General features: G+C 30.6%; 18 protein-coding genes. 8 read left to right on the top strand and 10 right to left on the bottom strand.

All coding sequences use genetic code 11. From position 1 onward, the window contains the following. The 5 genes from secA to fakB1 all read right to left on the bottom strand — a co-directional run bounded on the left by secA (position 1) and on the right by fakB1 (position 6562). Positions 1 to 2538 carry a preprotein translocase subunit SecA gene (secA, locus tag MHI13_RS09375; protein WP_070548421.1) on the bottom strand — a complete coding sequence of 846 codons (2538 nt, stop codon included), beginning with the start codon at positions 2536 to 2538 and terminating at the stop codon, positions 1 to 3. Between the two features lie 461 nt (positions 2539 to 2999). Continuing rightward, positions 3000 to 3575, bottom strand: a complete 576-nt coding sequence (hpf, locus tag MHI13_RS09380; protein ID WP_017175927.1) for a ribosome hibernation-promoting factor, HPF/YfiA family — start codon at positions 3573 to 3575, stop codon at positions 3000 to 3002. A gap of 61 nt (positions 3576 to 3636) precedes the next feature. Continuing rightward, the gene (locus tag MHI13_RS09385; protein ID WP_049382078.1) at positions 3637 to 4314 is read right to left on the bottom strand and encodes a ComF family protein; all 678 of its coding nucleotides are present in this window, start codon (positions 4312 to 4314) and stop codon (positions 3637 to 3639) included. Next, positions 4307 to 5389, bottom strand: a complete 1083-nt coding sequence (locus MHI13_RS09390; RefSeq protein WP_070548423.1) for a DEAD/DEAH box helicase family protein — start codon at positions 5387 to 5389, stop codon at positions 4307 to 4309. The genes MHI13_RS09385 and MHI13_RS09390 overlap by 8 nt, the downstream gene beginning before the upstream one ends. Positions 5390 to 5695: 306 nt before the next feature. Further along, on the bottom strand, positions 5696 to 6562 hold the full coding sequence (gene fakB1 / locus MHI13_RS09395) for a fatty acid kinase binding subunit FakB1 (protein ID WP_017175930.1): 867 nt from the start codon (positions 6560 to 6562) through the stop codon (positions 5696 to 5698). A gap of 140 nt (positions 6563 to 6702) precedes the next feature. Here fakB1 and MHI13_RS09400 point away from each other — a divergent pair, with 140 nt between their 5' ends. Next, entirely contained in the window at positions 6703 to 7344 is a 642-nt protein-coding gene (locus MHI13_RS09400; protein ID WP_017175931.1) for a YigZ family protein, read from the top strand. A 64-nt stretch (positions 7345 to 7408) separates the two neighbouring features. On the opposite strand, the gene MHI13_RS09405 is transcribed toward MHI13_RS09400, so the two are convergent. Further along, a complete protein-coding gene (locus MHI13_RS09405) occupies positions 7409 to 8482 on the bottom strand; it encodes a glycosyltransferase family 4 protein (protein ID WP_145423032.1) in 1074 nt (357 codons plus the stop codon). A gap of 372 nt (positions 8483 to 8854) precedes the next feature. On the opposite strand from MHI13_RS09405, the gene gdpS reads away from it, so the two are divergent. The 4 genes from gdpS (at position 8855) to pepT (ending at position 12649) form a co-directional block, all read left to right on the top strand. Further along, positions 8855 to 9925: a GGDEF domain-containing protein GdpS gene (gene gdpS, locus MHI13_RS09410; protein WP_017175933.1), complete on the top strand. Its 1071-nt coding sequence runs from the start codon at positions 8855 to 8857 to the stop codon at positions 9923 to 9925. Positions 9926 to 10132: 207 nt separating this feature from the next. Then, positions 10133 to 10894 carry a threonine/serine exporter family protein gene (locus tag MHI13_RS09415; protein WP_002448186.1) on the top strand — a complete coding sequence of 254 codons (762 nt, stop codon included), beginning with the start codon at positions 10133 to 10135 and terminating at the stop codon, positions 10892 to 10894. A gap of 16 nt (positions 10895 to 10910) precedes the next feature. Continuing rightward, positions 10911 to 11405, top strand: a complete 495-nt coding sequence (locus tag MHI13_RS09420; RefSeq protein ID WP_002448047.1) for a threonine/serine exporter family protein — start codon at positions 10911 to 10913, stop codon at positions 11403 to 11405. 14 nt (positions 11406 to 11419) lie between these two features. Then, positions 11420 to 12649: a peptidase T gene (gene pepT / locus MHI13_RS09425; protein WP_017175934.1), complete on the top strand. Its 1230-nt coding sequence runs from the start codon at positions 11420 to 11422 to the stop codon at positions 12647 to 12649. A gap of 45 nt (positions 12650 to 12694) precedes the next feature. Here pepT and MHI13_RS09430 read toward each other — a convergent pair whose 3' ends face one another. The 3 genes from MHI13_RS09430 to MHI13_RS09440 form a co-directional block, all read right to left on the bottom strand. Further along, positions 12695 to 13819, bottom strand: coding sequence for a glycerate kinase (locus MHI13_RS09430; protein ID WP_070548427.1), 1125 nt, complete (start codon positions 13817 to 13819; stop codon positions 12695 to 12697). A gap of 204 nt (positions 13820 to 14023) precedes the next feature. After that, on the bottom strand, positions 14024 to 14344 hold the full coding sequence (gene ytxJ, locus MHI13_RS09435; RefSeq protein ID WP_070548429.1) for a bacillithiol system redox-active protein YtxJ: 321 nt from the start codon (positions 14342 to 14344) through the stop codon (positions 14024 to 14026). Between the two features lie 126 nt (positions 14345 to 14470). Next, entirely contained in the window at positions 14471 to 15337 is an 867-nt protein-coding gene (locus MHI13_RS09440; RefSeq protein WP_049415420.1) for an EMYY motif lipoprotein, read from the bottom strand. Positions 15338 to 15444: 107 nt separating this feature from the next. Between MHI13_RS09440 and MHI13_RS09445 the strand changes: the two genes are divergently transcribed. The 3 genes from MHI13_RS09445 (at position 15445) to MHI13_RS09455 (ending at position 17322) form a co-directional block, all read left to right on the top strand. Then, positions 15445 to 15960 carry a GrpB family protein gene (locus MHI13_RS09445; protein ID WP_017175937.1) on the top strand — a complete coding sequence of 172 codons (516 nt, stop codon included), beginning with the start codon at positions 15445 to 15447 and terminating at the stop codon, positions 15958 to 15960. 93 nt (positions 15961 to 16053) lie between these two features. Beyond that, positions 16054 to 16980 carry a UDP-N-acetylmuramate dehydrogenase gene (gene murB, locus MHI13_RS09450; protein WP_049415425.1) on the top strand — a complete coding sequence of 309 codons (927 nt, stop codon included), beginning with the start codon at positions 16054 to 16056 and terminating at the stop codon, positions 16978 to 16980. A 27-nt stretch (positions 16981 to 17007) separates the two neighbouring features. After that, positions 17008 to 17322 carry a CHY zinc finger protein gene (locus MHI13_RS09455; protein ID WP_017175939.1) on the top strand — a complete coding sequence of 105 codons (315 nt, stop codon included), beginning with the start codon at positions 17008 to 17010 and terminating at the stop codon, positions 17320 to 17322. A gap of 242 nt (positions 17323 to 17564) precedes the next feature. Here the strand turns inward: MHI13_RS09455 and MHI13_RS09460 are convergent, their stop codons facing one another. Continuing rightward, positions 17565 to 18599 (bottom strand): ferrated catecholamine ABC transporter substrate-binding lipoprotein SstD, encoded by a 1035-nt coding sequence (locus MHI13_RS09460; RefSeq protein ID WP_048761397.1) that lies wholly within the window; start codon positions 18597 to 18599, stop codon positions 17565 to 17567. Positions 18600 to 18682: the final 83 nt, after the last annotated feature.

Genomic DNA, 18682 nt, shown 5'->3' on the forward strand with positions numbered 1-18682 from the left:
TTAATCTTCTTTACCATGGCAATTTTTATATTTTTTACCACTACCACAAGGACAAGGATCATTACGTCCAATTTTTTCACCTTTTACAATAGGCTGTTTTTTTGCTTTTTCTTTGCCATCTTCAGCAGATACGTGTTGTGCCTTACCAAAATCTGTTGTTTTTTCACGTTCAACTTGTTCGTCTACTTGAATAACAGATTTTAATATATATTTAGACGTATCTTCTTCAATAGCTTGCATCATTAAGTCAAATAACTCGTGTCCTTCATTTTGGTAATCACGAAGTGGATTTTGTTGTGCATATGAACGTAAGTGTATACCTTGGCGTAACTGATCCATTGTATCAATATGGTCAGTCCAATGAGTATCAATAGAACGTAATAAAATCATACGTTCAAATTCAGGCATTTGATCTCCAATTTTTTCTTTTTGGATTTCATAACCTTTTTCAATTTTAGTCCATACCACTTCAAAAATGTCTTCAGAATCTTTACCTTTAATTTCTTCTTCAGTTAATTCTCCTTCTTGAATAAACACATCATTAACATAATCTATAAATGGTCCATAATCAGGATTATCATCTTCATCGTTAATATAGTAGTTAATAGCTCTCTGTAAAGTAGTACGCATCATCGCCATAACAATTTCTGAACTATCTTCTGAATCTATAATGCTATTACGTTCATTATAAATAATTTCACGTTGTTTACGTAATACTTCATCATATTCGAGAATTCGTTTACGTGCATCAAAGTTATTTCCTTCAACACGTTTTTGAGCTGACTCAACTGCACGTGAAACCATTTTAGATTCTATTGGCGTTGAATCATCCATACCTAAACGATTCATCATTTTTTGAAGTCTTTCAGAACCAAAACGAACCATTAATTCATCTTGTAATGATAAGTAGAAACGACTATCCCCTTTATCTCCTTGACGACCAGAACGACCACGTAATTGATCATCAATACGACGAGATTCATGTCGTTCAGTACCTATTACGGCAAGGCCACCTATTTCTTCTACGCCTTCACCTAATTTAATGTCTGTTCCACGTCCAGCCATATTAGTAGCAATAGTAACTGCACCTTTTTGTCCTGCATTTGCTACAATTTCAGCTTCTCTTTCATGATTCTTCGCATTTAATACATCATGACGTATACCGCGTTTTTTCAATAAATTTGAAATGTATTCACTTGTTTCTACTGCAACAGTACCTAATAAAACTGGTTGTCCTTGTTTATGTTTTTCAACCACATCGTCTACAACTGCATCAAATTTTCCTTTTTGACTAATGTAAATTAAATCAGACTTATCTTGACGTTGAACAGGTTTATTCGTTGGAATTTGAGTTACTGTCATATTATAGATATTACGGAACTCTTCTTCTTCAGTTTTAGCAGTACCAGTCATTCCAGCTAATTTATTATACATACGGAAGTAGTTTTGGAAAGTAATTGAAGCCATTGTTTTAGATTCATTTTGAATTTTCACGCCTTCTTTAGCTTCAATAGCTTGATGCAATCCTTCAGAAAAACGACGTCCCGGCATTGTACGACCAGTGAATTGATCTACAATTAATACTTCTCCATCTACGACCATGTAATCGACATCGCGTTGTAAAGTAACATGTGCTCTTAAAGCAGTATTAATATGACTAATAATATCTACATTTTGAACATCATATAAATTATCGATTTTAAACATTCGTTCCGCTTTATCTGCACCTTGTTCTGTTAAATGAACAGCTTTTGTTTTTTCATCATATTTATAATCTTCATCTGCTTTTAACATCTTAGCAAAAACATTCGCTTGAGTATAAAGAGACGTTGACTTTTCAGCTTCACCTGAAATAATTAACGGTGTTCTTGCTTCATCTATTAAAATAGAGTCAACCTCATCAATAATCGCAAAATGTAAAGGTCTCATTACTCGTTCTTCCGCATAATTCACCATATTATCTCTTAAGTAATCGAAGCCTAATTCATTATTTGTACTATAAGTAATGTCTTTTGCATATGCTTCTCGTTTTTCTTCTGTAGATTTACTATTTAGATTTAAACCAACTGTTAAACCTAAAAACTCATATAATTCAGCCATTTCTTCACTTTGAACACTAGATAAGTATTCATTGACTGTAATAACATGAACACCTCGACCTGCTAAAGCATTTAAATACGTTGGCATTGTCGCAGTTAATGTTTTACCTTCACCAGTTCTCATTTCTGCAATATCACCTTTATGAATAGCAATACCACCCATAACTTGAACTTTATAAGGTGACATGTTAAATACACGTTTTGCACCTTCACGTACTAATGCAAATGCTTGCGGCAAAATTTTATCTAAATAGTCATTTTGTTTTTTTACATCTTCAATTGCTTGTGCTTCTTCTTGAAATTGTTTCGTTTTATTTCTGATTTCTTCGTCAGTTAAAATCGCTATTTTTTCCTCTAAAGCAAGTACTTCATCAGCTTTTTTACTTAAACGTTTCACTTCTTTCTTATTGCCGTCAACAATTTTTGATAAAAATCCCATTATGTTCGCTCCTTTAGCTAAAAAAACTGTTTGGCCTACAACAATTTATAATATCATTTATAAGTTCAAATTTATACTTAAATACTCATATAAATGATATGCTTAATTGTGTACAATAATTACTTTTATATTTATACTTTCTTTCTATTTTAAAAAACTTACTATCCCTTTAATTTTTAATTACCTCATTACATTAGCATAGCATGATTATACCGTCCATGAATAAGTGTAAAAGTAGCTAGTCGATAGTAGCTTCATACTTATTCTTCACATTGTACGATACATATAATATTTATTATTCTCTTCTAAATAATAAAAGTACCTGGGACATCAACTTGTCTCAGGTACCTTTAAACAAGGAAGTAGTCATTGACTGAATTGAACACGTGCTTATGTCATGTATTTTCAATTCTAGTCATAGTTCCTCATACTTAACTTTCGTAAAGAACGTCTACATTCAACTATTCAGTTGTTTCAATCAGACCATATTTACCATCTTTACGTCGATACACAATACTTGTACCATCTGTTTCACGATCTGTAAAAATGTAAAAATCATGCCCTAATAAATCCATTTGTAATACTGCTTCTTCAGAATCCATTGGTTTTAAACTAAACTGTTTAGAACGAATAATTTCTATTTCATTCTCATTTGATGATTCTGAAGTATCTTCCACATCCTCATTCACTACTGTTTGTTGCTCAGCAATAAATGGTTCTTGTTCTCCATTATCTCTATTCTTACGATTCACACGCGTTTTGTATTTACGAACTTGACGTTCTAATTTGCTTGTAACTAAATCAATTCCTGCGTATAAATCGTCGTGTCGTTCTTCAGCTCTCAATGTAACATTTTTCAAAGGAATTGTTACCTCGATTTTAGTAGCTGAATTTTGATACGTTTTAACTTTTACATGTGCAACTGCATTTGGCACATTATTAAAATAACGTTCAAGTTTACCAATTTTTTCCTCAATATAGTTGCGAATAGCATCTGTAATAGTGAGGTTATCTCCATGAATTTCAAATCTAATCATAGTTATCTCTCCTTTAACCTCTAATATTGGTAATTCTTACTATTATAATATCATGTTTAAGTCATCTTGAAAACGCAAACACTTTGAATTTTCTGACTTTTTTATTACATAATACACTTCCAGCATAATGAACTGTCAAACCTGTAGTATAGATATCATCAATCAGTAAAATATTTTTATTTGTAATATCTATATTTTCTTTAAGATAGAACGGATTGTCAGCTTTAAATCGTTCTTTTTTTCCAAGTCTTGATTGCTTAGGTCGTGAACGTGTGCCTAATAATTCTATATAGCTTATACCCATTTTGTCCAAAACAGTGGTTACTGGATTAAACGTTCGATGTTCATCTCTTTTATAAGGGGATGGAATAGGGACAATATAATCGTATGACGTTTTAGGCAATGTTAACTTTGAAGCTAAAACCTCAGCTAAATAATAATCTTTCATAAATTTATAATGATGAATCGTTTCTTTCATTATTCCATCATATTTATAATCACAATACAGTTGTGACATTAGCGTAAATTGCTGATTGAGACATTTACAGTCTAAACATTCATCACCTGTATTTATTTTATAATTAAGGCATCTTGTACATCTTTTTTCATCATTGATATCAAGCTTAATGGCTTGCCATTGTTTTTTGCATGTTTCACAAAATTGTTGTGGTGGTTTATAAAAATTAAATATAGATAACTCTTCGTGAATAGGAGTAGCACACTGAATACATTTATTCATCGATCCACCCTCTTTGAATCCCTAATTTATTCATTCTTGTAATATCTTTTTTAGCCATCAACATTGATATACTCACACCTTCATGAAGAAATAATACCATTCCTGTGGGAGCTTCTTGTTTACGTCCAACTCTTCCAGCAATTTGTACTAATGCAGCCTTTTCAAATGTATCTGCATTAATTACGATAACGTCTAATTGAGTCATAGTAAATCCACGTTCTAAAATTGTTGTTGTAAAAACAATTCGATGTTTTCCTTCACGAAGTGCTTTCACTTTTTCAAAACGTAAAGCATCTTCACTTGAAATACATATCAAATCTGAAAATATTTTTTTATAGTATTCGGATATCTTAATCATCTTTTCTATATTATTAAAAAATACTAACGTAAATCTTTTATTTTCAATCTGATTTAATAACATGTACTTAAAAAAACTTTGAGTACGATTCATATTTAATTTAAAATATTTAAATTTTGGAACTGGCAATGGGTGTCTATGAAAGCGAGCAGGTAACTGTATAATGCGATGTTTTGGTATTTGACGCAGTAAATGTCTAGGTGGCGTTGCAGTCATATAAATCAATGTAGATAGCGGTTTAGCCGCTTGTTTAATAGCATTTTGTAGATGATGATCCATAGGCAGCGGAAATGCATCAATTTCATCGACAAAAATAACTTCAAAGTGATTTTTAAATCGATATAGTTGATGGATAGTACAAATTACAAAATGTCCGTTATATTGTTGTTTACTTGATTGATGCAATACGTCAATATTTTCTTTCAAAAAAACTTCTTTAATACGCTGGCTAATCTCTACTACTACATCTACTCTTGGAGAGATGATTGCTACATTAAATCCTCTTTTACGTGATAAGCTAATCCCCTCATATATCATCTCTGTTTTTCCTGCACCAGTTACCGCATATAATAGTAAGTCTTCACAGTTTTCTATAGCAGATAAGATTTTTTCAGATGCATAACATTGCTGTTCAGATAATTTAAAAGATAATGTATATAATCCCTCTGATTTAACATTTTTACTTTTAATGATTTTATATTCAGTAATATTATCCATTCTTCCTAAATGTATACATTGTCGACAATATATTACTTCTTTATTAAGAATAGAGGAAAAATATTGATAGAAATGAGCACTATCTTCATTACCACATTGAATACACCGATATCCTTTTGAACTCTTTACGATACCTAACGTTTTCTCACTGATTATTTCATCTTTTAATTCTATTTCTGAAGATACTAATCTTCCATAATATTTAATATTTCATCACTTCCTTATTAAAATAAAAAAAGTCTAATCGAAAAGGAGATGGGTACCTTAACCCTCCATGTTCTCACTTTTAACGATTAGACCTTCATCTTATTCGATTACAATTTTTCTTGGGAAATATCCAACTCCGATTCCACCTGAACCTAAATGAGATGCAATGACTGGTCCATATTCACAATATTGAATATTAATGTTTGAATATTTCTCTTTTAATTTAGCACAAAAATCTTTACCCTCTTTTATTTTATCGCCATTAATCACAAACACTGTTACATCATTAATATTTTTCGCAATATCAAGTGCATGTTGTTCTATAGAATTATAAGCTCGCTTACGTGTACGTACTTTTTCTAAAGGATGAATTTTTCCATCTTCTTCAAACTTAAGCACTGGCTTCATTTGTAAAAGTGTTCCAATCCATGCTTGGGCACCAGTAATACGACCACTTTTTTGTAAATTTTTTAAATCATCAACAAATAAGTATGCACCTGTATCTTTACGAATAGACGTTAATTCCTCAATAATTTCGTTAGGGGTTGCTCCGTCTTCAATCAATTTTAATGTATAAATCACATAGCTGCCTTCAATCATAGAAGCTAATCTTGTATCAAATGTGTGGACTTGAATGCCATCTACCATTTCACCTGCTTGTGTTGCTGATTGATAACTACCACTAATCCCACTTGATAAATTAAAGACGATAACATCTGTATAACCTTTATCTCTTAATTCCTCATAGTTCTTTATCCATTCACCAATAGCTGGTTGACTTGTTGTAGGAATTGTTTTAGATGCGGCCATTTTTTTATAAAAAGATTCTTTTGAAAGATCTGGATGTTCAGTAAATGTTTCTCCATCATCAAATGTTACACTCAGTGGTGCAACTGGTATCTGATATTTTTCAATAATATGTTTTGGCAGATTCGCAGTAGAGTCTGTCATTACTGCAATTTTCATAATCGTCCTCCTCAATTATACTCAACAGTATTATAAATTATTTTAATAAAAAAGGAAATTCATAATCAATTATTTATCTAAAAGAAAACAAACGTGTATAATAAAATTCATATTAATCATATCGTGGAGGTATTTATCAATTGAGTGATCATGTTATTACTATAAAAAAAGAACATATTATTGAAAATACAATTAATAAATCTCGATTTATTGCTCATATCAAACCTGTTTTCTCAGAAGAAGAGGCTAAGATGTTTATAGAAGAAGTAAAACAAACTCATAAAGAAGCAACACATAATTGTTCTGCGTATACTGTTGGCAATCAAATGAATATACAAAAAGCCAACGATGATGGAGAACCAACAGGAACAGCAGGTATTCCTATGCTTGAAATATTAAAAAAACTGGATATTCACAATGCTTGTGTAGTAGTTACTCGGTATTTTGGTGGCATTAAACTTGGCGGTGGCGGATTAATTCGTGCATATAGTGGTGCAGTACGAGATGTGATTTACGATATCGGCCGTGTAGAATTAAGAAATGCTATTCCCACTACTGTTACCATTAATTATGACTTAACAGGTAAATTTGAGTATGAACTTGCTTCAACCTCTTTTTTTCTAAGAGACAAAGTTTACACTGATAAAGTGAGTTATAAGATTGATGTTGTAGAAACAGAATACGACTCATTTATCGAATTTTTAAACCGTAATACAGCAAGTCAATATGATTTAGAAAAAGATACACCTAAGCAATTACCTTTTGATATTGAAACAAATTAATTAAATTACAAAAGCCAGCAAACGCTTAAGATTGCTGGCTTTTGTAAATAAGTGAATAAAAGTATTATTTATGGTTTGTCTTATGGCGAGATGCATCGTCATTTTTTTTAGAAATTAAATTAAGAATAGGACGATAACTATCATCTATTAAACCAGTAAATTCAACGATGAGTTCAATTGTGATGACGATTAAGATAAACATTAGTAATACACCTAATGGTTGAGATAAATACAATATAATACTCGATAAACTAAACATAATCGCAATAGAGTATATCAGTAATACTGTTTGACGATGTGTATATCCTAATGCAAGAAGTTTATGATGTAAATGTGATTTATCTGCTTGCATAATGTGTTGACCATTTCTCACTCTTCTAATCATTGCAAATAAGGTATCAATAAATGGTACCGCTAAAATAACAATTGGGAAGAATAAAGAAATAAATGTGATGTTTTTAAAACCTAGTAAGGATAAAAAGCCAATAATAAATCCAATCATTAATGCTCCACTATCGCCTAAAAAGATTGAAGTAGGATGGAAATTAAAGAATAAGAAGCCAAGTAATGCGCCAATCAACAAACTGCAAATCATAATGATAAATACATTTCCTTGTAATATAGCTATGAAACCAATGGTAGTTAAACCAATAACTGACACACCTGATGCCAAACCATCTAAACCATCTATTAAATTTATTGCATTTGTTATTGCTACAATCCATATAATTGTAATCGGTATACTTAAAATACCAAAATGAATGGTTGGACCAATTGGAAAAGAAATAAAATCTATGGTAATCCCGTAAAAAACGACAACTGATGCTGCTATAATTTGTCCAATTAATTTTAAAATTGGCTTCAAATCATAAATATCATCAATGATGCCTACAAAATACATAATAATTAAACCAATTACCAAAGGTTTGACTGCTCTCTCTATGGGATGACCTAACCATAAACCAATAAGAAATGAAAGTAGTATGACAGTACCTCCCATGACTGATACTGGTTTTGTATGTACTTTTCTATAGTTAGGTCGATCTACTAAATTAAATTTAAAAGAAACCTTTATTATAATAGGTGTTATTATTAAACTGATTACCAATGTTACAACAATAAGTAATAAAGTATACATCAGTTCACCTTCAATATATTCCTGTTATTTTTTCATCTATACTATTTAAACAATTATTATTAATTTTTTAAATTAGACTATAGTAGTATATATACTTTTTTAATTTTATATATTATTAGTCTATTTATTTTCTTCGTAATAATCTATTCATTAAATAGACCACTTTTAATCATGTATCATAAACTAATTAAAATTAATTGTAAATTTTTTGTAAAGATACGTATTTTTTATATCATATCATTTTGTTATAAATTTGAACATGAAAGTCTATCTGAAATTCATAATATATATTTTATAACAAACAACTTAATGACAAATAGTAAGTTTTCACTTACAATTACTAATGGTTAATTTAAAGGAGTCGATCCCAATATGATTGAAGCAATTATTTACAATATTGCCGTTATGGTAGCTGGAATTTATTTATTCCATCGATTACAATATTCAGAAAATAAAATCATGATATTTTCTAAAGGTTATGTCACAATTTTAATGACTTTGGTGGCATTACTATTAACAGCTTACCCTATTCCTTTTCATCATCAATATCTTATTCGCCTAACTTTCGTTCCGTTACTATTCCTTGGTCGCTATACAAACGTCGGTTACACTTTTATTGCCTCACTTATCATAAGTCTAGTGGATATATTTTTATTCGGAAATTCATTTTTTTATGGCGTCGTTCTTATTATAATAGGTATTATTGTTAGTTTAATTGGGCCGTTTCTTAAAAAAAATGATATTATTGCTTTAATTATTTTAAATGCTATCAGTATTGTTATTATTTTTGTTTTATCTATCTTCACAACTTTATATGATTTAACTGAATTAATTATGCTTATACCTATTTCATTCGTACTAACGATTACTTCTGCTATTACCTTTGTTGATATCTGGCATTTCTTTTCGCTTGTTACACGGTACGAAAACGAGGATAAATACGATTATTTAACAGGTTTAGGTAATGTAAAAGAATTTGATAGACATTTAAATAAGATTTCTCAAAAAGCCGAAATAGAACATACTAGTCTCGCACTTTTACTCGTTGACATTGACGGATTTAAAGATGTTAATGATACATATACTCATAAAGCAGGAGACGCTGTACTAAAACAAATGTCTCAATTGCTTAAAAATTATGTACCACATCAATTTAAAATCTTCCGTAATGGCGGTGAAGAATTTTCTATCGTTATCTTCGATTATTCTTTAGATCAAAGTGTGAAACTTGCTGAAAATATTAGGATGGCAGTCGAAAAATCTTCGTTCCATTTACCTAATAAGGAAGTTATAAAATTATCTGTATCTATTGGCGTTGGTTATTTATCTCAAGATGAATATAAATCTCAACGTAAAGTATTTAAAGACGCCGATGATATGGTCCATGTAGCTAAAAAAGAAGGTCGTAATCAAGTAATGTTTAATCCTATAATTAAATTATAGACGTTACGATTTAATTTGAGATGGAACGTGGAATTCGAAATGAATTCTGTTGCATCTCTTTTTTATACTCATTTAACATCTATATTATTTATTTGTTATTCTACTTTTAAAATGACTGATTTAGTAATAAAGTATTAATACAAGCGAAGAATATTATAGATATACACGAAAATCATTATATATTTTAATTATTGTGGAGGTGCTTTTATGAATAATTCAATCACTATTATCGATGAAAATAAGGTGATTGATGTTGTGTTAATAGCTGGTCGTATTCTCTTAGAATCTGGAGCTGAAACTTACCGTGTTGAAGACACTATGAATCGAATTGCTCACAGTTATGGTTTAAATGATACATATAGCTTTGTCACATCGACCGCTATCATTTTCTCACTTAATGATCGAACAAATACAAGGCTTATAAGAATTAGAGATCGTACTACAGATTTAGAAAAAATTGCTCTTACAAATAGTCTTTCTAGAAAGATTGCTAAAAATGAGTTAACTATTGATGAAGCTAAATCAGAACTGATTCATCTAAGTAAAGCTTCATTACAATATTCTTTTTTATTGAATTTTTTTGCTGCGGCAATTGCATGTGGCTTTTTCTTACTCATGTTTGGCGGTGTTGTTTCTGATTGCTGGATTGCTATTTTAGCTGGCGGTGCTGCGTTCTTAACTTTTAGCTTTGTCCAGCGTTTCATTCAAATTAAATTCTTTTCTGAATTTGTAGCATCAGCAGTAGTCATTACAATTGCTGTTACATTTACTAAACTAGGCATTGCTACAAATCAAAATATTATAACAATTTCTAGTGTTATGCCCTTAGTACCTGGAATTTTAATTTGTAACGCTATTAGAGATTTAATGGCTGGCGAGCTACTTGCTGGAATGTCTCGTGGTGTAGAAGCTGCACTAACATCATTCGCTATTGGTGCAGGCGTAGCGATTGTTTTATTAATTCTTTAAGAAAGGCTGTTTATGTATGTTATTTTATTTATTTCATTTTGTTATAAGTTTTATTTCGACAGTACTTTTTTCTATTATATTTAACGCTCCTAAACGACTTTTACTTGCTTGTGGATTTGTCGGCGCCTTAGCTTGGACAATTTATCAATATACCGTAGATATGGATTTAGGAAAAGTTGGCGCTGCGTTTTTAGGTAGTTTAATTCTTGGTTTATTAAGTCATGTGATGAGTCGACGCTATAAAAGACCCGTGATTATCTTCATTGTGCCAGGTATAATCCCTCTTGTTCCTGGTGGTACAGCATATGAAGCAACACGATTTTTAGTATCTAATGACTATACTCATGCTGTGAATACATTTCTAGAGGTCACATTAATTTCTGGTTCAATTGCTTTTGGAATATTAGTAGCAGAAATTCTCTATTATATTTACACACGTATTAAGCAATTTTATGGTAAAATCAAAGGAAAAACGTACAGAAAATCTTACAATATGAACAATAGAGTCTAAGGGGATGTTTCGTCATGAAAGTACAGATTATAGATAGATTATCAAGATATGTGAAAATAGATACACAATCAAATCCCGAATCGAAATCGACGCCTTCTACTGAGAAACAATGGGATTTATTACATTTATTACAAAAAGAACTGCAAAACTTTGGATTAGAAACAGAATTGGATAATAATGGTTATCTTTTTGCTACTTTAGAAAGTAACATAGAAAAAGAAGTTCCTACGGTAGGTTTCTTAGCACATGTAGATACATCACCAGATTTTAATGCGACAAATGTTAATCCTCAGATTATAGAAGATTATGATGGTCAACCTATTAAATTAGGTCAAACAAATCGAGTATTAAGTCAAGATGTATTTCCAGAACTTAAAAAATTAGAAGGTCACACTCTAATGATTACAGATGGTACATCTTTACTAGGTGCCGATGATAAAGCAGGTGTTGTAGAAATTATGGAAGCAGTAAAATACTTGCAGACCCATCCAGAAATTAAACATGGTCGCATACGTATAGCTTTTACACCTGATGAAGAAATAGGTCGTGGTCCTCACAAATTTAATGTGAAACGCTTTAATGCCGATTTCGCCTATACTATGGATGGCAGTGAGTTTGGAGAATTACAATTCGAAAGTTTTAATGCAGCAGAAGCAACAATCACTACACATGGTGTAAACGTTCATCCTGGTTCTGCAAAAAACGTTATGGTTAATGCTATTGGATTAGCACATCAATTCCATAGTCTACTACCTGCTAATGAAGTACCAGAACGTACAGAAGGTTATGAAGGATTCTATCATTTAATGAAAATAGAAGGAACAGTTGAAAAAGCTTCTTTACAATATATTATAAGAGATCATGATAGAAAATCTTTTGAACTTAAAAAGAAAAAACTTTTAGAAATTCGTGATGATATTAATATTCATTATGAAGGTTATCCAGTAAAAGTAGATATCGAAGACCAATACTATAATATGGCTGAACAAATTAAGCCACATCCGTATATTATTGATATTCCTAAAAAAGTATTTGCAGATTTAGAGATAAAACCAAATACTGCGCCTATACGCGGTGGTACTGATGGTTCTCAGCTTTCATTTAAAGGTTTACCTACACCTAATATTTTTACAGGATGTGGAAACTTCCATGGCCCATTTGAATATGCTTCTATCGATGTAATGGAAAAAGCAGTACAAGTGATTATCGGTATTGCTCAAGAAGTAACACAATATGAAAAATAATAAATAAAAAAAGTTTAGTTCATTCTTTGAACTAAACTTTTTTATTTATTTTATTCCATTAGCTGTAGTTTTTAATAATCGCAAAGCTTGAACTGTATAATGTCTAATTTGAAGACCCATTTTAAAATCTGTGTATGTTTTCGGCATTTCAATAAATGTGTTAAACATGGCTGTTACGCGATGATGATTAAATATATCAAACTTATCATTAGTCGCACAAATTGCAATAGATGGTTTGTGATATTTTTCTGTAAGTTCCGCAATAGTCAATGTGGTTGTTTCAAGCATATGATCTTCTTCTTTTAAACCCTCTCCAAAGATAATTAAATCTGCCTGAGATACTAACTCATCTAAATGTGTAATTTGATTTACTAGTTCATGACTCGTTAAAATTTCTGTGTTGTATAATGCTTTCAACACCGCAGCAATACCGCCACCGGCTCCGCCACGTTCAATTGGCCCTAAAGCAATATGTAATTCATTTTTCATAATCTCATTTAAGTACCAAATTAAATTATCAATTTCCACTGCTTTTTTGTGTGGAATTTGATGGTTATAGCTTAATTTCATAATTTCACTATTTTTTCCATACAACTTACTAGAAAAATCCGTCATCACTTGTAGTCTGACATTTTCCAATGTACTAGGCAGTCCAGAAATGTCAATATGACGAATGAACTTAATCATTTGTGCGCCTTCTCGTGCGTCAAGTTCTCTATTTTCATCATCATAAAATTTAGCTCCTAAAGCTTGCAGCATCCCTACGCCACCATCAAAACTATCCATACCACCTAAAGATATAATAATATGATCTGTGTTCTTGTTTAATGCATCTAAAATAACTTCTCCTAACCCAAAACTAGTACGTTGTTCAATTGCTTTATGACCTTTTGAAAATAAATTACTTTCAATAATTACAGTACCTTCTTCAGTTTGTCCATATATCGTTTCAATCTCATTCATATCAGCATCATGAACATTCACTTTATATTTTGTACCTGATTGCCAAAGAAATACTGAATTTAATAATTCATGACGTCCGTTAAATAAAGGTACCTGTACAATATCTGCCTGATCAATTTGACTTGCTATTGCCTCTTCCACATAACGATTCGCTTGATAACTCGAAATAATACCGTTAAATTCATCCATGGCTACTAAAATTTTCATTCTATTTTCACCTCATGCCACTTTCTATCTTTCTTAAATTCATACGTTATAACTTCACTTTCACATTATACATAGGTTCATCGCATATTTCATTTTTTATATTTTATAAACATAAAAGTCATTTAAAATGATAAAAAGGTAGATATAATAAAGAGCTGGTAACAAAAAATGTACCAGACTCTTAAATCGATATATTTATCTTTCTTATTCTTCAGCTTGTGCTAATGTAGATACATTAATATCACTATGACTAGCATTCCATACAGCTTTTCCATCTACAAAATAAAAAGTTTGTGGTGATTCATGTTTCACATTTGTCTTTTCAGCAATATAATCAGAAAGTTTTCTTTCTTCTTGAACTACTAGATAATATCCATCTATGTCTCTTTCATATAAAAACTTATTAAATTGATCAAATGCTGCAGCTGAAATTGGACATGTGTCACTATGTTTTAATACAAATACATCGTTATGTTCTTCTAATACTTGTTCAAACTGGTCAATCGAACTCAGCTTTATAGCCATTCTATTCACCTCTAAATTTTTTAACTTTGTCCCTTTTTTTAAATTAAACTTCTCAATGGCTACAATTATACACATTTCATCATATAATGTTAACCAAAAATTTAAATTTAGGTTTTATTCGTTTTGCTATACTTTTTCTAATTTTGTTTTAAAGTTGTGATTTCCCTTACTTAAATCTTTACCCGTTTTAGGTAGTTTCTCAACATTAATTTTTGAAAGTTGATCTTCAATCTTAATAGTTGTTTCACGTGTCTCATAATAATCAAGTAAATTATAGTACATTTCTATCGCATTTTTACGAGCATTGTTTACATGTGAATCTGTAATATTAGTCTGATTTAAATCTTTAATCTGTTTTTGTATCAGTGGTTTTATATGCTCATTAATTGCTTTTGAAGTAGGATAATTATCCTTTTCTAAATATTTTTGAGCAGTTTTTCGTAAATTACGATTATTGTTTTCAATTTTAGATTTTAATAGATGTGCATTTTCTTGATTATTTGTTTTACGTATATCTTTTTCTACTAGTGCTCTATTTATTTCAAATGAATGTGTATAATTTAGAATTTTTTCATTTTCCACAACTGATTGATTATATAAATCTACAAATGATTTAATTTCATTTATAGATTGATGTTGATTACTCACATGATTTAAATAATCTTTCTTTAATTGACGAGTTTTATTTGTCTTAGCCGGAAGATGTTTAGCTTCTTTTTCATACTCTTTAAACTCAGGCACTAAACGGTGATTTATATTTTTCTGTAGTCGTTCAAATGACTTTTTATTTTTATCTGTTGTATCGGTTTTACTTATATCATTTAAACGGTTCAGCTCTAATTGATTCATCACTTTTTCCACGCTTTTTTGCTTGGTCTCTACTTTAGATAGGTGTTGTTTGAAGCGATTTAAATCTTCGTTATTATTCTGACCACAACCAGAAAGTATCAAACAGTATAGTGAACATAATGAAAGTATTATTAATTTTTTCATTTTTGCACTCCTAACACCCGTATTATACATAAAGTTATTTATATTGAAAATAAATTATGTTATAGTATTTCAGAATTTGTATAATAATTTAATTGAAGGAGTTACACATGTATGCATCTGTTCAATCATTTATAAATTGTTCCAACGGCAATGATTATCATCAGTTGTACGAAGACACTAAAGCTCTGTTATTTAACTTGTTAGATTCTCCAGTAAAATTTACACAACATATCGGAGGAACAAAACATTTTTCTTATCCCACAGAACCGATTTTAGATGTTTTAGTTGGAGTCAACAATCTCCATGATATTACCTCTCTTGATGAAAAGAGATTGAATTATGTAGGCTTTTATCGATTACACCACCCTTATAAAAAGAAAGTGATGATGGCAAAATTTGATAATATGATCAATCTTAAGCAAATAATACGATTACATATTATTCAAATAGATACGCCCTTATTCACTCAATATTTAGCTATAGATCACGTACTGTCTACACAAAAACACGTAGCACAGATGTTTTCTAATCAGAAAAATAAATTTATCAATCTAAACTCAACAATCCGATACTACGAAAACCAAAAACAGAAATTTTTTGATAATTTGTATCATACACTTTAATGATATACAAATTGTTTTAAACTCTTTTAGCAAAACATATGTAAAGTTGCTATAATAAAGTTTAGATTATAGAAGAGAAGAAAGGATGTACTTATGTTAGAACAAGAAGACATCTTAAAAGATTTAAAATCTTTAATACCTGACAATATTATTAAAGTTAATGAACCGTTAAAACGTTATACATACACGAAAACTGGTGGAAATGCAGATTTTTACCTTTCACCTACTGAAAATAAGCAAGTACAAACTATCGTACGTTATGCTCACGAACATCAATTACCTGTTACATATTTAGGGAATGGTTCAAATATTATTATTCGCGAAGGCGGTATCAGAGGTATTGTGATTAGTCTATTATCTCTTAATCATATTAATGTCTCAGATGATGCAATTATAGCAGGAAGCGGTGCAGCAATTATAGATGTATCGAGAGCGGCAAGAGATCACGTTCTTACCGGCTTAGAATTTGCTTGTGGCATTCCTGGTTCTGTTGGTGGTGCTGTTTATATGAATGCAGGCGCATATGGAGGAGAAATTAAAGATTGCATCGATTATGCTTTATGTGTAAATGAACACGGCGATTTGATACAACTTACTAAAGAACAATTACATTTAGACTATAGAAACAGTGTCGTTCAAAAACAACATTTAGTAGTTCTTGAAGCAGCATTTACTTTAGAACCAGGTAACTTGAACGAGATTCAAGCTAAAATGGATGATCTTACAGAACGTCGTGAATCTAAACAGCCACTTGAATACCCGTCATGCGGTAGTGTATTCCAACGTCCTCCAGGTCATTTTGCTGGAAAATTAATTCAAGATTCAAATCTTCAAGGTCATCGTATTGGTGGCGTAGAAGTCTCAACTAAACATGCTGGGTTTATGGTAAATGTCGATAATGGTACAGCAACAGATTATGAGAATTTAATTCATCACGTACAAAAAGTCGTGAAAGAAAAATTTGATGTTGAATTACATCGTGAAGTTCGAATCATTGGCGAATATCCAGAGTCAGAGTAAATTCTCAATGTTAGGAGATGTGAAACAATGCTAAAAGTTTATGGTTCTCTCGTAGACAATGAAACACGTTGTATTCACTATCATACATTTCTTGACATTATAGCGATTAAATTTAAATGTTGTGAAAAGTATTATCCTTGTTATCAATGTCATAACGAACATGAATCTCATAACATTCAGCGTTGGTCAGCAGAGGAATTTCATAAAAAGGCGATACTTTGTGGAGTTTGTCAAAATGAACTCTCTATTCATGAATACATGATGACTGAAACATGTCCAAATTGCCAAGCACATTTTAATTCACGTTGTAAATTTCACTATCATTTATATTTTGAAATTTAATACTTAAATTAAATGATATATAGAATAACATATAAAGACAAAGTATTTTGGCAAGACTCTTGAGGGAACAGGACAAACTAAAGACTACAGACTAAAGTTGTCCCCTAACAAATCGAGCCAACCATACGAAGTATTGTAAATAAAGAAGCCAGTAAATGAATTTATAATAAACTCATTTACTGGCTATTTTTCTAGGATGTATGTCCCACTCTTTTATTTATTCTAAACTTAATATCCTAGATTTATTTTTTAGTTTTATCAATTACTTTTTCTAATTCATCAATCTGTTTTACTGTTGTTGTTGTTGAGCCTGAAGCAAAATACCATAATTTAGGATCTAATTCATAAACATTGTTATTTTTAACTGCTGTTACATCTTTAATAACATCATTTTTTAATACTTGTTTAGCTGTCGATTTTCCACCCACAACTGACCCGCGATCCATTGCTAAAATGATATCTGGATCATGATTACTGATATATTCATTATTAATGTTTTGACCATGTGGACTTATTTTAACGTGTTTATCTGCTGGTTTAAAGCCTAGTGTATTAAATACCAAATCACCAAATCTTCCGCCTGGTCCGAATGTAGAAAGTTCTCCTTCATTAACTAAAAGATACATTACAGATTTATCGAAATTCTTAGTTTGTTTTTTCATATCTGAAATTTTTTGATCTAATTTTGTATTCATATCTTTTGCTTTATCTTCTTTGTTATAAATTTTACCTAGATTTTCTGTGTTCTTTTTCATATCTTTAATATAATGATCTTCACTTGCGCCTACATAGACAACTTTAGCTTTAGGCGCTGCTTTTTTAAACTCATCTAGATTTTTCTGAGTGGCTGCTCTACTTGAAATATAAATAACATCCGGTTTAGCTTCAGCTATTTTATCGAAATTTATTTCTTTTAAATTACCAGTATTAATATATTTATCCTTTTTAAATTCACTTAGAAAACTTGGTAAAGATTCATTATTTTCGCCTTTTGGTAAGCCTTTCACTTTATCAGCTACACCCATTTCTTTCAAAACATCTAATGCTCCATAATCTAGAACAACCGCGTTCTTAGGATTTTTAGGCACTTTCACAGTGTTACTAATTTTTTTATCCTCATTACTACTTTCGTCATTTCCACTTGCTGAAAAGCTATTTTTAATTGAAACTGTATCTTTTGAATCATTTTCATTATTTGATTTATTACCAGAATTATTACTACACGCTGATAATACTAAAGCTAAAGTTAAGACTAAAAATAAGACTGTTTTCTTCATATGTATTTCTCCTTTTATAAGTTAAATTTGGCACTCAATTTTTCAACTATTTTCTTTTATATTTTCTAAGCATCACCCCTTTA

This window comes from Staphylococcus sp. FSL K6-0223, from assembly GCF_038008285.1.

Bases quoted from the DNA above. Each gene is read 5' to 3' on its own strand.
- secA (WP_070548421.1), bottom strand. From the start codon at position 2,538: ATGGGATTTTTATCAAAAATTGTTGACGGCAATAAGAAAGAAGTGAAA.
- hpf (WP_017175927.1), bottom strand. From the start codon at position 3,575: ATGATTAGATTTGAAATTCATGGAGATAACCTCACTATTACAGATGCT.
- MHI13_RS09385 (WP_049382078.1), bottom strand. From the start codon at position 4,314: ATGAATAAATGTATTCAGTGTGCTACTCCTATTCACGAAGAGTTATCT.
- MHI13_RS09390 (WP_070548423.1), bottom strand. From the start codon at position 5,389: ATGGATAATATTACTGAATATAAAATCATTAAAAGTAAAAATGTTAAA.
- fakB1 (WP_017175930.1), bottom strand. From the start codon at position 6,562: ATGAAAATTGCAGTAATGACAGACTCTACTGCGAATCTGCCAAAACAT.
- MHI13_RS09405 (WP_145423032.1), bottom strand. From the start codon at position 8,482: ATGTATACTTTATTACTTATTGTTGTAACATTGGTAATCAGTTTAATA.
- gdpS (WP_017175933.1), top strand. From the start codon at position 8,855: ATGATTGAAGCAATTATTTACAATATTGCCGTTATGGTAGCTGGAATT.
- MHI13_RS09415 (WP_002448186.1), top strand. From the start codon at position 10,133: ATGAATAATTCAATCACTATTATCGATGAAAATAAGGTGATTGATGTT.
- MHI13_RS09420 (WP_002448047.1), top strand. From the start codon at position 10,911: ATGTTATTTTATTTATTTCATTTTGTTATAAGTTTTATTTCGACAGTA.
- pepT (WP_017175934.1), top strand. From the start codon at position 11,420: ATGAAAGTACAGATTATAGATAGATTATCAAGATATGTGAAAATAGAT.
- MHI13_RS09430 (WP_070548427.1), bottom strand. From the start codon at position 13,819: ATGAAAATTTTAGTAGCCATGGATGAATTTAACGGTATTATTTCGAGT.
- ytxJ (WP_070548429.1), bottom strand. From the start codon at position 14,344: ATGGCTATAAAGCTGAGTTCGATTGACCAGTTTGAACAAGTATTAGAA.
- MHI13_RS09440 (WP_049415420.1), bottom strand. From the start codon at position 15,337: ATGAAAAAATTAATAATACTTTCATTATGTTCACTATACTGTTTGATA.
- MHI13_RS09445 (WP_017175937.1), top strand. From the start codon at position 15,445: ATGTATGCATCTGTTCAATCATTTATAAATTGTTCCAACGGCAATGAT.
- murB (WP_049415425.1), top strand. From the start codon at position 16,054: ATGTTAGAACAAGAAGACATCTTAAAAGATTTAAAATCTTTAATACCT.
- MHI13_RS09455 (WP_017175939.1), top strand. From the start codon at position 17,008: ATGCTAAAAGTTTATGGTTCTCTCGTAGACAATGAAACACGTTGTATT.
- MHI13_RS09460 (WP_048761397.1), bottom strand. From the start codon at position 18,599: ATGAAGAAAACAGTCTTATTTTTAGTCTTAACTTTAGCTTTAGTATTA.